This is a genomic window from Lysobacter koreensis (genome assembly GCF_042677045.1).
Lineage (GTDB): Bacteria > Pseudomonadota > Gammaproteobacteria > Xanthomonadales > Xanthomonadaceae > Lysobacter_K > Lysobacter_K koreensis.
In genome coordinates, this window is sequence record NZ_JBHTIH010000007.1 from 233,487 (window position 1) to 246,898 (window position 13,412).

The 13,412-nt window shown below is 64.8% G+C and carries 15 protein-coding genes and 1 pseudogene; 7 read left to right on the forward strand and 9 right to left on the reverse strand.

Features of this window, described 5'->3' with window-relative positions; all coding sequences use genetic code 11:
- Window positions 1-140 precede the first annotated feature (140 nt).
- Window positions 141-791 carry a DUF4136 domain-containing protein gene (locus tag ACFQZQ_RS13200; RefSeq protein ID WP_386813349.1) on the reverse strand — a complete coding sequence of 217 codons (651 nt, stop codon included), beginning with the start codon at window positions 789-791 and terminating at the stop codon, window positions 141-143.
- A 255-nt stretch (window positions 792-1,046) separates the two neighbouring features.
- Between ACFQZQ_RS13200 and ACFQZQ_RS13205 the strand changes: the two genes are divergently transcribed.
- Entirely contained in the window at window positions 1,047-1,316 is a 270-nt protein-coding gene (locus tag ACFQZQ_RS13205) for a hypothetical protein (RefSeq protein WP_386813350.1), read from the forward strand.
- 64 nt (window positions 1,317-1,380) lie between these two features.
- On the opposite strand, the pseudogene ACFQZQ_RS13210 reads toward ACFQZQ_RS13205, so the two are convergent.
- Together ACFQZQ_RS13210 and ACFQZQ_RS13215 are read right to left on the reverse strand one after the other, a co-directional pair.
- Window positions 1,381-2,190 (reverse strand): annotated as a pseudogene (locus tag ACFQZQ_RS13210) (TIGR03915 family putative DNA repair protein); the annotation flags it as partial.
- Between the two features lie 14 nt (window positions 2,191-2,204).
- Window positions 2,205-3,464 (reverse strand): putative DNA modification/repair radical SAM protein, encoded by a 1,260-nt coding sequence (locus ACFQZQ_RS13215; RefSeq protein WP_386813352.1) that lies wholly within the window; start codon window positions 3,462-3,464, stop codon window positions 2,205-2,207.
- 193 nt (window positions 3,465-3,657) lie between these two features.
- On the opposite strand from ACFQZQ_RS13215, the gene ACFQZQ_RS13220 reads away from it, so the two are divergent.
- Window positions 3,658-4,455, forward strand: coding sequence for an alpha/beta hydrolase-fold protein (locus ACFQZQ_RS13220; RefSeq protein ID WP_386813354.1), 798 nt, complete (start codon window positions 3,658-3,660; stop codon window positions 4,453-4,455).
- Window positions 4,456-4,532: 77 nt separating this feature from the next.
- Here ACFQZQ_RS13220 and ACFQZQ_RS13225 read toward each other — a convergent pair whose 3' ends face one another.
- From ACFQZQ_RS13225 to ACFQZQ_RS13235, 3 genes are all read right to left on the reverse strand, one after another.
- A complete protein-coding gene (locus tag ACFQZQ_RS13225; RefSeq protein ID WP_386813355.1) occupies window positions 4,533-4,751 on the reverse strand; it encodes a hypothetical protein in 219 nt (72 codons plus the stop codon).
- Window positions 4,752-4,958: 207 nt separating this feature from the next.
- Window positions 4,959-5,249, reverse strand: a complete 291-nt coding sequence (locus ACFQZQ_RS13230) for a hypothetical protein (protein ID WP_386813356.1) — start codon at window positions 5,247-5,249, stop codon at window positions 4,959-4,961.
- Between the two features lie 71 nt (window positions 5,250-5,320).
- Window positions 5,321-5,785, reverse strand: coding sequence for an Hsp20/alpha crystallin family protein (locus ACFQZQ_RS13235; RefSeq protein WP_386813486.1), 465 nt, complete (start codon window positions 5,783-5,785; stop codon window positions 5,321-5,323).
- 245 nt (window positions 5,786-6,030) lie between these two features.
- On the opposite strand from ACFQZQ_RS13235, the gene ACFQZQ_RS13240 reads away from it, so the two are divergent.
- Together ACFQZQ_RS13240 and ACFQZQ_RS13245 are read left to right on the forward strand one after the other, a co-directional pair.
- Window positions 6,031-6,447, forward strand: coding sequence for a hypothetical protein (locus ACFQZQ_RS13240; RefSeq protein WP_386813357.1), 417 nt, complete (start codon window positions 6,031-6,033; stop codon window positions 6,445-6,447).
- Window positions 6,448-6,587: 140 nt separating this feature from the next.
- Window positions 6,588-7,694, forward strand: coding sequence for an NADH:flavin oxidoreductase/NADH oxidase (locus tag ACFQZQ_RS13245; protein ID WP_386813359.1), 1,107 nt, complete (start codon window positions 6,588-6,590; stop codon window positions 7,692-7,694).
- A 199-nt stretch (window positions 7,695-7,893) separates the two neighbouring features.
- Here ACFQZQ_RS13245 and ACFQZQ_RS13250 read toward each other — a convergent pair whose 3' ends face one another.
- Window positions 7,894-8,097 (reverse strand): hypothetical protein, encoded by a 204-nt coding sequence (locus ACFQZQ_RS13250; protein ID WP_386813360.1) that lies wholly within the window; start codon window positions 8,095-8,097, stop codon window positions 7,894-7,896.
- Between the two features lie 135 nt (window positions 8,098-8,232).
- Window positions 8,233-8,730, reverse strand: coding sequence for a hypothetical protein (locus ACFQZQ_RS13255; RefSeq protein WP_386813362.1), 498 nt, complete (start codon window positions 8,728-8,730; stop codon window positions 8,233-8,235).
- 416 nt (window positions 8,731-9,146) lie between these two features.
- On the opposite strand from ACFQZQ_RS13255, the gene ACFQZQ_RS13260 reads away from it, so the two are divergent.
- Genes ACFQZQ_RS13260 through ACFQZQ_RS13270 form a run of 3 tightly spaced genes read left to right on the forward strand, consistent with a single transcriptional unit; the run spans window position 9,147 to window position 11,867 of the window.
- The gene (locus ACFQZQ_RS13260; RefSeq protein ID WP_386813363.1) at window positions 9,147-10,142 is read left to right on the forward strand and encodes a thymidylate synthase; all 996 of its coding nucleotides are present in this window, start codon (window positions 9,147-9,149) and stop codon (window positions 10,140-10,142) included.
- 23 nt (window positions 10,143-10,165) lie between these two features.
- The gene (locus ACFQZQ_RS13265; protein WP_386813364.1) at window positions 10,166-10,948 is read left to right on the forward strand and encodes a hypothetical protein; all 783 of its coding nucleotides are present in this window, start codon (window positions 10,166-10,168) and stop codon (window positions 10,946-10,948) included.
- On the forward strand, window positions 10,935-11,867 hold the full coding sequence (locus ACFQZQ_RS13270) for an alpha-glutamyl/putrescinyl thymine pyrophosphorylase clade 3 protein (protein WP_386813366.1): 933 nt from the start codon (window positions 10,935-10,937) through the stop codon (window positions 11,865-11,867). Before ACFQZQ_RS13265 ends, ACFQZQ_RS13270 begins: the two co-directional genes overlap by 14 nt.
- Here the strand turns inward: ACFQZQ_RS13270 and ACFQZQ_RS13275 are convergent.
- Window positions 11,848-12,936, reverse strand: coding sequence for an ImmA/IrrE family metallo-endopeptidase (locus ACFQZQ_RS13275; protein WP_386813367.1), 1,089 nt, complete (start codon window positions 12,934-12,936; stop codon window positions 11,848-11,850). The genes ACFQZQ_RS13270 and ACFQZQ_RS13275 overlap by 20 nt on opposite strands.
- Between the last annotated feature and the right edge of the window lie 476 nt (window positions 12,937-13,412).

The following is a 13,412-nucleotide window of genomic DNA, read 5'->3' on the forward strand; positions in this document are numbered from 1 at the left end:
GGAACGAGGTTCCTTCATCCCGGACCGCGGAAATGAACTTGACGCGTTTCCGGCATCAATGAATCCGGACCGGATCGCGATGACGCCGCGATTCCGGCCAACGCGGTGCGGTGCACGCGCCGCACGCGCTCAACCGCGGCCTATTGGCCGGCGCGGAACGGATAGCTCGCAAAAATCGCCGCGACCGTCGCGCTGGCCTGGGCCTGGCGATTCTGCCGCTGCCGGGTGGGGACGCGTTCGACGGCCATGCCCTCCCACACCACCTGCTGGCGGCGGGCGTCGACGATGTCGATCCTGAGCGTGCCTTCGAGGTACTGGTCGACGTAGGTGTCGTAGCCCCAGCCGTCGTAGCCCCAGCCGCCATACCCACCCCAGCCACCCCAACCGCCGTGGCGGCCGTAGCCGCCCCACGGACCCCAGCCGCCCCAGCCGCCGTAACGGCCGTAGCCACCGTAGGGGCCCCACGGATGGAACATCGGCCCCGGCATCTGGCTGATGCGGGTCTTCTGCGCCAGCTGGGTACTGAAGTTGACCTGCAGGTCCGGATCGGCCGCGGCATAGGCGTAGCCGCGCGCGTCCATCTCGCGGCGCACCGCCGCTTTCACGGCCTGGGTGGCCAGCGATTCGTAGCCGGCGGGGTCGCTGCCGACTTTTTCGAGGAACGCGTAGCTGCGATAGGCGCTGAAGTTCGCGCTGCGATCGTAGTCGGCGATCACCGCCGGCCCGCTCGCGCAGCCGGCCGCCACGACGGCGATCAACACCAGCACCCACATGCGCGCAAGGGATTTCACTTTCGACCTCCTGTGGCCGGCGCCGCGTGTCCAGCGGATGCAAGGCCCCTGCACCACAGCCTGGTGCAGAGTCCCGGGATTCGCCCGGGCGCGCACGGGTCTCGGATTCCCGTGCGCTTGCTGTGGGGAACGTCCGCTGATCGCGCCATCGGACAACCCGCGCCGGGGCCAGGGCGCGACCCGGCAGCGCCGGCGCTGGTATGAACGCGCTGCGACAGGTTCATACTGTCGCCCCCTCCTTATGCCGTGGCCGCCGTGGATCCGATCAGTCTGGAAGAGTTGGCGCTGCTGGAGGTCCTGGTGGAAATCGACCACGCGTCAAAAGCGGTGCAAACCAAGGCCTTGCAGGCGCGTCTGGCCGATGCAGGCCTGGTCGAGGCCGGCGACGATGGCGAACTCAAGCTGACCGATGCCGGGATCGAGCGCTGCAAGTCGCTGCACCACCGCGTGCGTGCCGACAGGGAAGCGGCGGAAGTGCTGAAGGAACGCGAGCAGTCCGGCGAAGCGGCGCCGACCGGCGAGTAAGGCGCACGCGTTTTTTTCCGCGCGCGCCCGGCGCGCAGGCTTACTGCGGTTTCCGCCCGGCGCGTGCGCGCGCGACCATCACCGGCTTGCGCGGCGCCTCCGCGTCGCGCGCGGCCATGTCGCGGACACGGGCGCCGGCCTCGCGCAGCAGGGTCGGCAGGGTGTGGGTTTCGGGCAGGTGCTTCCAGTATTTCTGCGGCATTTCCTGGCGCATCATCCGCGGGTTCAGGCGTGCGGGGTTGAAGATGTTGGCGTAGTAGACGCGCCATAACGCCTCGCGCGCATCGATCGGCGGCGCCTCGTCCGGTCGTGCGCCGCCACCGAACGCGAGCGCACCGCCGTCCCAGCGCGCGCTGCGGTACGGGGTCAGGATCGCCCAGCGCATGCTGGCGAAGCGGCGCGCGAAGAACGGCGCCACCAGGTCGAGGATGTGGTGCTCGGGCTCGAACCAGGCGACGAACTCGTCCGCCGCGCCGAGGACCTCGCGGAAGCGCACGAACGCCTTCATCTTGTGCAGGTCGCGGCGCACCGGCTTGTCGAGTCCGCCGGCGCGGTGCACGTCCGCGTCCAGGCCGTGCGACAGCAGCCGCGGCTCACCGTGGGCCATCCGCCACAGCAGGCGGTACAGCAGGCCGTGGCGCTGCGGATCGCGGTGGGCGAGCACACGCGCGGCCAACGCCAGGAACTCGCGCGGCACCGCCGGCGCATCGCGCAGTGGCGGCAGCGCGGTCACCGGCGCGCCGCCGAACAGGCCCGCGTCGGATGCGTCCGTCCACGACAGCCGTGCCGGCTCGATGCCCGCGCGCAACGCCGCGCGCGCCTGAGTCCGCCAGGCCTCCAGGTCCCACGGCGGATCGACCGTGGCCAGGTGCAGGTCGCCGGCCACGGTCAACCGAACAGGTCGGCCTGGCGCGGCGGCGGCGCCAGCCGCGCGCGCAGCGCGTCGGGGCGGTCGAGCGCGTCGCGCGGGTGGTGGTCGAGCAGCTGCACGAACGGCAGCAGCTTGGCCAGCGGCGCCCGCAGCCGCGCCAGGTCGCCCAGGCGCAGCGCCGCGTGCCGGCGCGACGCGAGCACGCGCTTGACGTTGCGCGTGCCCAGGCCGGGCACGCGCAGCAGGTGCTCGCGCGGCGCGCGGTTGAGGTCGACCGGGAAGAACTCCGGGTGGCGCAGCGCCCACGCGAGCTTCGGGTCGATCTCCAGGTCGAGCATCGTCGCGCTGCCGTCGGCGCCGCGCGGCGCGATCTCGTCGACGCCGAACTCGTAGAAGCGCAGCAGCCAGTCGGCCTGGTAGAGCCGGTGCTCGCGCAGCAAGGGCGGCGCCTTCAGCGGCAGCGCCGCCGACGCGTCCGGGATCGGACTGAACGCCGAGTAGTAGACGCGGCGCATGCGGTAGCCGTCGTACAGCGCGACGGAGCTGTCGAGCACCGCGCGGTCGTCGGCGCCGTCGGCGCCGACGATCATCTGCGTGCTCTGCCCGGCCTGCGCGAACGCCGGCGGCGCGCGGCCCTTGCGCTTGCGTGCGGTCTTGCGGTCCTGCTTGGACTCGTCGATGCGCCAGCGCAGTTCGCCCATCGCATCGCGGATGCCGGCCGCGCTTTTCTGCGGCGCCAGCGCTTGCAGGCCGGCGTCGGTCGGCAGCTCGACGTTGATGCTGAGCCGGTCGGCGTAGCGGCCGGCGGCGGCCAGCAGCTCCGGCGACGCCTCGGGAATGGTCTTGAGGTGGATGTAGCCGCGGAACTGGTGGTCCTCGCGCAGGCTGCGCGCGACCTCGACCAGCTGCTCCATCGTGTAGTCGCCGCTGCGGATGATGCCGCTGGAAAGGAACAGGCCCTCGATGTAGTTGCGCTTGTAGAAGTCCAGCGTCAGCCGCACCACCTCGTCGGTGGCGAAGCGCGCGCGGCGCACGTTGCTCGACACCCGGTTGACGCAGTACACGCAGTCGTAGATGCAGAAGTTGGTCAGCAGGATCTTCAGCAGCGACACGCAGCGCCCGTCGGGCGTGTACGAGTGGCAGATGCCCATGCCGCCGGTGCTGCCGACGCCGCCGCCCTTGCCCAGCGAATCGCGCTTGCCGGCGCCACTGGACGCGCACGACGCGTCGTACTTGGCGGCATCGGCCAGCACCGCGAGTTTGTCCAGCAGCTGCATCGCGGTCGGCCGAACGGGGGGCGGCCATTCGCCCATGCGCGCGTCTCAACCGATGAGACGCGCGCGCCCCCGTGTTGTTCAGGGTCGTTCAGCCATCGCGACCGCCGCGCGTCCCGGCGCTCGCCGATGGCCTGCGGGTGCGGGCCGATGCGTTACCGTCCGCACGCAAGACCCCCTTGTTGCGGAGCGGATCATGGCCATCACGCGTGCCAACCAGAACGCCCGAGCCATCACGGCCGCGCGGCCACCCTGGCGTTTGTTGCAGTGGCTGATGCTGGTCTGGGTCGCGCTGCTCGCCGGCTGCGCGGCCGGCGGCGATCCTTCCCAGCCGATTCCGACCAGCCTCATTTCGGCGCCGCAGCCACCGCAACGGCTGATGGTGGTGCTGCCCGGGCGCGCCGACGACCTGCGCGCGCTGCAGCGCAGCGGCGTGGTGGAAGCGATCCAGCGCAGCTGGCCCGACACCGACGTGGTGCTCGCCGAGCTGACCTTGCCGTACTACCTGGACGGCACGGCGAGCCGGCGCCTGCACGAGCAGGTGATCGCGCCGGCGCGCCAGCGCGGCTACCGCGAGATCTGGCTCAGCGGGGCCTCGATGGGCGGCATGGGCACGCTGATGTACGACCAGGCCTACCCGGGCCAGCTCGACGGCCTGGTGCTGCTGGCGCCGTTCCTGGGCGAACGCGCGATCCTGCAGGAAGTCGCCGGCGCCGGTGGCGTTGCCGGCTGGGATGCCGGCCCCGCGCAGGCGGTCACGCGCGACACCTGGCAACACGAACTCTGGCGCCACGTGCAGGGCCTGTCCCGCGACCCGGCGCGCGCGCGCCGGGTGTGGCTGGCTTACGGCGACCACGACAAGCTGCGCAAGGCGATGCCGCTGCTGACCCCGGCCCTGCGCCCCGAGCAGGTGCTGGTGCGGCCCGGCGGGCACAGCTGGCGCGTGTGGTCGCCGGCGTTGGGCGACGTGCTGGAGGCCGCCGACCCGCAGTAGCGGCGCGGCGGCCACGGCCCGGCGCTGCCCGGCGCCATCGTGGCGATCACCGCTAAAAGCGCGTCGCTGACCGTGGCCTAGCGTGGCTCGCGCCCCGACCCCGGGTCCACCATGCCCCGCGGCACGTGGCGCGCCGCCCACATGTTGTCGACCAGGTTCGGATAGCGACGGCCCGCCTGCGCCGCGCGCGTGCGCGCCGCCTCCACCTGTTGCGCGCTCAGCGGCCGCGACTTGCCCGGCGGGGGCTTGCGCTTCCACGGCGGCAGGCTGGCCGGATCGACAGGCTTGTGCGGCATGCGGCGATGGTAGCGCGCCGACCTTGCCCGCTTCTTGATGCCCGAAGAGCCCGCGCGGGCGCAACGTGCCAATCCCGGGTTGTGCCGTCATCGGCGGCACACGACTGTAGGGCGGGTTTCAACCCGCCAGCGATCGGGCGCAGCGGCCGCGGCCACCGGCGTGACCTCACCGCGCGCGGATCCGCGGCGGCAAGCCTGCGGGAGCTCTCAGCGCAGGTCGGGGACGGGCGGCGCCTTCGGGTCCGCGATCGCCAGGTCCACCAGCTCCGCGGTCCAAAGTTCGGCGTATGCCTGCACCTGCTCGGCGATGTACTCGCTATGGCGCGTGGGCGGCGGTGCCACCGGGTCGCGGGTGCTCGCTTCCAGCAGCGCCTCCCGCCAGCTCGACAGCAGCCCCGCCGGGTTGGGATGCGTGCGTGCCAGCGCGCGCAGCGCGATGCGTTGCGCATACAGCTGCGCCTGCAACTCGCACAGCAACTCCTCGGTCTTCCTGTCCATCTCGTCGCCCCCGCTTGCCGCCAACCCGTGGAATCGGCTGCCCGGCCGGGGCCGGGCAGCCGCTTGCTCGGTTACGAACCGAGCACCGATCCCACCTGGATGCGACGCGGGGTGGTTTCCGGCCGCTTGGGGATGGTGATCTCCAGCACGCCGTTGCGGCCGGACGCGGTGATGCCGTCCGGGTCGGCGCTGTCGGGCAGCGCGAAGCGCCGGTGGAAGCTGCCGTGGTGCCGCTCGACGCGCGAGAAGCGTTCGGCGTCCTGCGCCTCGCCGCGCCGCTCGCCCTTGATGGTCAGCAGGCCCTTGTCCATCTGCACCTCGATGTCCTGCGGGTCGACGCCGGGGATGTCGGCATACAGCACGAAGCGGCTGGGCTCTTCCTTGATGTCGACCAGCGGGATCCACTGGCTGGTGACCACGGACGACTCGTCGGCCGACCCGTTCTGGAACAGGTTGCCTTCGAACAGGCGATCGAAGATCTGGCGCACCGGGTCCTGCTGCAGCCCCGCGCCGGTCCACTGCGGATAACGAACCATCTTGTTCATGGCAAAAGTCTCCCTATCGGTTGGGGTACGGGCGTTTGCACCGTCCGGGTAGGCAGATAGGTCATCCGCGGCCGGCTTCAAGGGCCGGCTTTTTGCGACGCACGCGGGCGTTTGGCAATTTTTCAGGGTGGTGAAAAACCGGTAAGACGCTGCGGCAGGCGCCTCGAACTCCCATGCGGCGCCATGCCTGCGGTTATGCCCCACGCGCGTTGGACCAGCGCTCCAGGCGCCAAGCCGTGCGTTGCGCATGGTCCTGGAAGGGCCTGTTCGGCTCCACGCACGGGATCGTGGTGCGCAACGCGTTCTCCGAGAACGTCGCGCGCCACGACATGGAGCACCGCGAACTGGCGGAAGGCGAGAGCGCCGAGAACGTGATCCTCGAGTTCCGCCCGCAGCCGGTGCAGGACATGCTGGTCGCGTGCCTGTGGTCGCGCTGGGAAGCGCCCGGCGAACCGGAGCTGCTGTCGTTTGCCGCGATCACCGACGAGCCGCCCGCCGAGGTCGCCGCCGCGGGCCACGACCGCTGCATCATCCCGATCAAGCCCGAGCACCTCGACGCCGGGTTGAACCCGGACCCGTCGAACCTCGCGGCGCTGCACGCGATCCTCGACGATCGCGAGCGGCCGTACTACGAGTACTGGATGGCGGCCTAGCGCCGTCGTTCCGGGGTCTTGCGCCACCCCCCAAAAGGGGTCAGGTTCATTTGCCCGTGCCGGGGAAATACACCTGATCCCGGCACTTCGATCGGCCCCTGACCGCGCAGCGGCCCCACCCAACAGAAGGCGAACGTCCCATGCCTGCGCCCAGACTATTCGAGCCGTTGACGGTGGGCTCGCTCCAGCTCGCCAACCGGATCGTGATCGCGCCGATGTGCCAGTACTCGGCCATCGACGGCTGCATGACCGACTGGCACGTCATCCACCTGGGGCAGTTGGCACTGTCGGGGGCGGCGTTGCTGACGATCGAAGCCACCGCCGTGCTGCCCGAAGGGCGGATCTCGTACGCCGACGTGGGACTGTGGGACGACCGCACCGAGGCGGCGATGGCCACGACGCTGTCGCGCATCCGCGCCTGCTCGGACATGCCGATCGCGATCCAGCTGGCACACGCCGGGCGCAAGGCCTCCACCGAGGTGCCTTGGCGAGGCGGCGCGCAGCTCCCGCCCGATCATCCCCATGGCTGGCAGACCGTCGCGCCGTCCGCGGTGCCGTTCGGCGCGCATGACCGCGCCCCGCAGGCGCTCGACCGGGCGGCGATGGCGGCCGTGCGCGAGGCTTTCGTCGCGGCGGCTCGTCGCGCCGCGCGACTGGGGATCGACGCCGTGCAGCTGCACGCGGCCCACGGCTACCTGCTGCACCAGTTCCTGTCGCCGCTTTCCAACCGGCGCGATGACGACTTCGGCGGCAGCCTCGAGAACCGCATGCGGTTTCCGCTGGAGGTGTTCGACGCGGTGCGCGACGCGTTCCCGTCCGACCGGCCCGTGACCCTGCGGGTGTCGGGCACCGACTGGGTCGAGGGCGGCTGGACCATCGAGCAGACGCTGGCCTTCGCGCAGGCCCTCGAGCAACGCGGTTGCAGCGCGATCCATGTCTCCAGCGGCGGGCTGCACCCCGCGCAGGCCATCCCGGTCGGGCCCGGCTACCAAGTGCCACTGGCCCGCGCACTGAAGGCCGCGGTCGCCATGCCGGTGGTCGCGGTCGGGCTGATCACCGACTACGATCATGCCGAGGCCATCATCGGCACCGGCGACGCCGACCTGGTCGCGCTGGCGCGGGCCATGCTCTACGACCCGCGCTGGCCCTGGCACGCCGCCGCGCACCTGGGCGCCTCGGTCAAGGCCCCGGTGCAGTACCTGCGCTCGCAGCCGCGGCAATTCCCGGACCTGTTCACGGCGAGCTAGTGGCGCGGAGTCCGTAGGGCGGGTTTCAACCCGCCGCCCGCGGGACATCGCCGCGACTGCCGGCGTGGCTCATCGCGGACCGAGCATGGCGCTGGCGGGTTGAAAACCCGCCCTACCGATCCACGAGCACCGGATGGCGGCCTGGCGTCGCCGTTTCCGGGTCGTGCGCCGCCGTGGCGAGGTCGTAGGCCGCCGGTTTTCAATGGCGCACCGCCGCGGCGAGGTCGAGCGCCGCTGGTTTTCGGTGACGCACCGCCGCCGCGACGTCACACGCCGGCGGTTTGCGGTGGCGTGCCGCCGCTTTTTGGTGGCGCTCCGCCGATTTATGGTCGCGCGCCGCCGATTTATGGTCGCGCGCCGCCGTTTCGAGGCCGTACGCCGCCGATTTATGGTGGCTCGCCACCGATTTATGGTGGCGCGCCGCCGCTCCATGGCCACCGACGGCCCGCCGCCGCCGGAGTCGCAGCCAACAAAAAGCCGCCCGGAGGCGGCTTCCTGCTCGGCGGCCCGCCAGAGGCGGGTCGCACCGGTCAGCCGGTCAGGCCGACTCGGCCGGCGCCGGAGCCGCCGCGGTGCGCCGCGAACGGGCGAAACGCGAGCCCAGCTCCTTGCGCAGCTCGTCCAGGCCGTGCGCGGCGCCGGACAGCTTGAGCTGGCCGTAGCCTTCCAACGCGGTCGCCAGCACGTCGCTGCCGAGCGCGGCGATGGTGTCGTCCAGGCGCGACTGCAGGCGCGCGAGCGCGTCGCGGATCGGCAGCAGCTGGTCGTAGGCGGCCAGGTCGGCCTGCGCGCCCGCCACGTCCAGGCTCGGCGGCACGATGTGCGGGTTCTGCGCCAGCACGCGGATGGTGCCGCGACCGAACGCCTCGCTCTTCGGGCCCATGTACGCCAGGTGCTCGCCCGGCTCCAGCGAGATCAGGCCCGGCAACGCGGACTCGATCTGCAACACCGCCGCCATCGCGGTGGCCAGCTGGGTTTCGGTGATTTCGAGGGAAACAAGATTCTGCGACACAGCCATCTCCTTGTGCTTATCCATGTGTGCAACCGGCGAGCTGCCGGCAGCGTCCTTGCTCCGCCGCATTCCGTGTGGCGTGGGTTGATCGCAAACGGCGCGATCGGAGCGGGAGCGAGTGTGCCAAGGCGTGGGGCGGTTGGGAAGCGAAAGTAGGAGGGTGCCCAAACGGTCTTGGCACGTCATAGAAAAATTCTTGGTCGGTAGAAGCTCGCGAACGGACGACCTAAGCAAGCTGCGGTGCTAGGGTCGGCCCTGATACCGTCGGACGCGGGGGGTGGTCACTACACCGACAGTCGACGCAGAAATATTCGTCGAGGCTGGAGCGGTCATTAGAAAAGTGGCGTCCTCTAATCCCGCTTTACTTACCAAAATACTGACGCCCGGCCGTATTGTGGGCTTGTTCGCGGGGGCGAATCATGTACCTAAAAGCCGAGACGTTGGACGACCTACTCCATCGGGTACTAACAAAGTTGCTAGCAAAGAAGGGTCGCGGCCTACAAGCCACGAGAGGCGTCACACTCGAGAAAACCGGCGTAATCCTTCATCTAACAAATCCTCGCGCGCGGCTGAGCAGAACTGCCCGTCGCAGTCAAATATTCAGCTGCTTAGGGGAGCTTGCTTGGTACCTTGCCAAGACTGACTCTCTTGCCTTCATCACGTACTATGTCGCCGCCTACAAGAAAGAATCCGCAGACAACAAGACTATCTCAGGCGCATACGGGCCACGAATGTTTAATTTTCGAGGCGAAGATCAGGTCGCCAACATAATTAAACTTCTACGAGAGCGACAGAACACGCGTCGAGCCGTTATCCAGATATTCGACGCGGCCGATCTAAAAAACACACGCGAAGTGCCATGCACGTGCAGCATTCAGTTCATGGTGCGGCAAAAAAAACTCCACGCCTTTACTATGATGCGTTCCAACGACGCATACTTGGGGCTTCCTCACGATGTTTTCGCATTTACGATGATTCAAGAACTCATTGCGAGAGCGGTCGGCGTAGAAATCGGCACCTACAAGCATGTCGTGGGAAGTCTTCATTTGTATGAGGACCATATTGAAGCCGCACAAGCTTATGTCGAAGATGGTCTTCATGAAACGGTGCAAATGCCACCGATGCCAGTAGGAAATCAGTTTGAGGCCGTCAAGCACTTCCTGAAAGTGGAATCAAAGATCAGACGAAAGAAAAAGGTAGATCTAGATTCAGTAGATTTGGAGCCATACTGGAAAGACTTGGCGAGACTCTTACGAATATACCGATTCTCTCGGGACAGCGACCCCCGAGGCATGGCGAGACAGATGAAAAAAATGACATCCAAAATCTACGATCAGTACATCGAGAACAAAAGACGAGGAGTGCAACAGCGCCTCGCTAGTGCCCCGGTTCAAAGACCTCTTTTTCCCGACTCAGATGCAGAGCTTGCAAATTGAGAAGCATTGTCAAGAGATCGGTAATGAGATTGACCGAGGAGCGCCTGTTCTCGTGCGGCGTCATTCCATGGGCTAGTCCCATCGTCTTCTTTGGCGACGCTGAGAGAGCCAAGGTGGCTACAGTGGGGATTAACCCTAGCAATAGAGAGTTTGTTGATGAGGTAGGACAAGAACTAGAGGGCACTGACCGGCGATTCCCCACCCTCCGCTCACTTGGAAGGAAAAGCTGGGCCGATTGTGATGACCAAGACATCGACTGCCTCCTCGAGCACGGGCTCGGCTACTTCTCAAACAGGCCGTATGGTCTTTGGTTTAACAAGCTTGAAGCCCTGATATCTCAAACCGGCAGCTCCTACTACAACACTCTTAATCCTGCGTGCCACCTAGACATAATCCCCTACGCCACCGGCGAGAAATGGATGTCCCTAACCGGTAGGCAGAAGAACGCCCTGCTATCCGAAGCGGGCGACACTCTGGGTGCAGCCTTAGCGGCATCGGAGATTGAGCTATTAATTTTGAACGGCAGTTCGGTTGTAAACGCGGTATCCCGCATATTCAACCTCGAACTTTCAGCGTTCAAGAAAACCGAGCTTGATCTCCCTCGACGCGCGACTAGCAATGTTGCGGGACTTTGCTATGAGGGCAACATCACGGAGATCAGAGGGCATAGCGTCGATCGAAGTATAAAGGTCATCGGCTTTAACCATAATATTCAGAGCAGTTTTGGCGTAACGTCTGATGTGATAAAGAATCTGTCAAAGTGGGTAGGTAGTTTTTCTAGGGAGAGACAGAGTGCGGCCTGCTGATAGACGATTAGCCACTCAACTTGACGCGCGCTTAGCTACGTATGAGAAGGCTCACGGGCTTCTGCCTGGCATCGAAGATCAATCAGCTAGAGAAGTGCTTGTTGAGCAAATTATAGAAAGCATTCGTCGGATTGATTTCGTTCAAGCAATGAAAAAGCGGCCTATATCTGAAATGAGGCGAAACCCGTCTTCGGAGATGTACGACCCGCTGAGAGCTGCGGTTCTATTCGCCACCGAAGGAAGTATCGATGAAGCCTGCTGGCAGGTCTTTCTCTCGGTTCACTTCGGGAAAAGCTTGCGTTCCGCGTGGCAGTACCCAAAGGATATTTATGGGCGCCTCGGAGACGGCGGAGTCTGGGGCTGGGCCGAGGTCTCAAGTGACGTTGCTGGATTTCGCAATTGGCTGTCCGCGAACAGTCCACAATTGAAAGGAAGCGACGGCATCATCCGCAGATTCAGCAACCACAGAAAATACGTTTCGATTGATGCCTGGTCGGAGAATGGAACTGGGTCTGCAGTGGCTACTTATGTAGGCTGGATTGACGCGGCAAACGGCCATCAGCGCCTATTCAATTCAGCGTCTCAACAAAGCCTGGGCGAACCAAGGGAGGCATTTCGTCTTCTTTACGCGAGCATGTCTGCTGTCCGGTCGTTTGGACGCATCGCTAAGTTCGACTACCTAACCATGATCGGAAAGCTAGGCTTAGCGAATATTGAGCCCGATAGTGCATACATGAGCGGAGCGACGGGTCCACTTACGGGCAGCAAACTTCTATTTGGAAAACTATCGTCGATAGCTCGGTACGACGCAGCTGTAGTTGCCTTAGGCACCGAGCTGGGCGTGAACATGCAGGTAATGGAGGATTCAATTTGCAATTGGCAAAAGAGCCCTGACAAATTCATTGCCTTTCGAGGCTAGCATTGAACTTGTATTTCCGTTTGAGGAAATTAAACTGATTCCTTCGCAACAATCCGAGGTGCTGAAGCTGTCCGGTGATGATTCCCGGCGAGACACCTACGAGACGCGCAAAACGGACAATGTCGTACTTTGTTGGCGCCAACGTTCTTAGCATTTGTTGATGGCAGCCGGGGACTAGTAGGCTCGATGAAAATTCGTTCGCCTCTTGCTCTTTGTTGCCGAAATCGCTTGAGTCAGTCTCTACAAAGATGGTGTTTTCGCCATGCAGAACAACATGGCCAGCTTCATGAAAGAAACTAAACCAGAAATGGTCATCGGTGAGATGTCGCGCACTTAGGAGGATTACGGCTCTCCGTGGATTTGAGAAGAAGGTCGCACCACTGACAGGACAACCCGTGGGCGCCCGCACTATCGCGACAACCACGCCTGCAGCCCCGCATATATCTCGGAGCCTAGGAATGAACTGAGCTGGATCCCTCTCACGCGTTAGTGCTCGGGCTTTCGAAAGCGCCTCTACAAAAAGAGGTCGGTTCCAATCCGCGCACTCTGCACTCTCCGTTTGTATTTCGGCTGCTCGAAACCACGCGGCTAATGAACCAGGTTTGACCTCAAAGGATGCGGATCTTCGGAATGCCAACGCAGCAGTCAATCCTTCGTACTTCGCATTGAACTCACCGGGCGTTTTCAAACCAAAGAAGCGCAGTGCGGCAGCCAGTTCGCCGTCGTCGCGGCGAAAACGATCTAACCATCCGAATCGAATCATGTCTCGTAGGGGAATCCGATCCGCAAGCGCGTCGGTGGATATTTCGGGCATCGCCTCTGCAGTACGGAACTGCTCTTCTCTGGATTTCCAGAACCGCGCCGTGGCTCCCAAGTGGACCTGCAACTGGTCGGCCAGTTCATCAGTTATTCGATAAGTACCATCGAGCAGCTCTTGCAAGCTACTCAAGGAAATCTCAAGCCGGCCGGCAAGGTCCGCAGCCATGACGCCGCGTTTATCGAGCAGAGCCTGGATTGTGCGTCCCGGAGGCGATGCCCAATCTGGAGCGAAGTGCGTCTGATCAATCATGGCTGCTCGATCCGGAGGACTTTTATGCTGTCGATCTTGGAAAGATGCATCTCGTGACTGCCTCCCTCGTCGGCTGACGATCGCTTTGGGCGAACAACGAGGTGGAACCCGTGCGCCACCTCTACCAAATACTCATCGCTACAAGTGGGATTGGCGTGGGGCGGCCCAAGTGGCATGTCGAGCAGACTATCTGCCGCTCTCAAGTCAGCCAGTCGATCCATGAGCTTTCCGCTAACCACAGGGCCTAAGCTTTGACGCGCTATGCGTTCTCGCTCGCAGATATCGCGTATCGCCTTGTCCGAAAAAGTAATGTGCACTCTACCTTCGCCTAGTGATTACCGTAACTATCGTGGCGGTTACGTTGCGAAGGGCGTGTGCGCTTTCTTGGTCGGTCAATGTAAATCACTTGGATTCAAACTAGCGACGTAGAAATTTCTACAACTCAATAGGATTCGGCTTCTTCGCATCGATGCTCG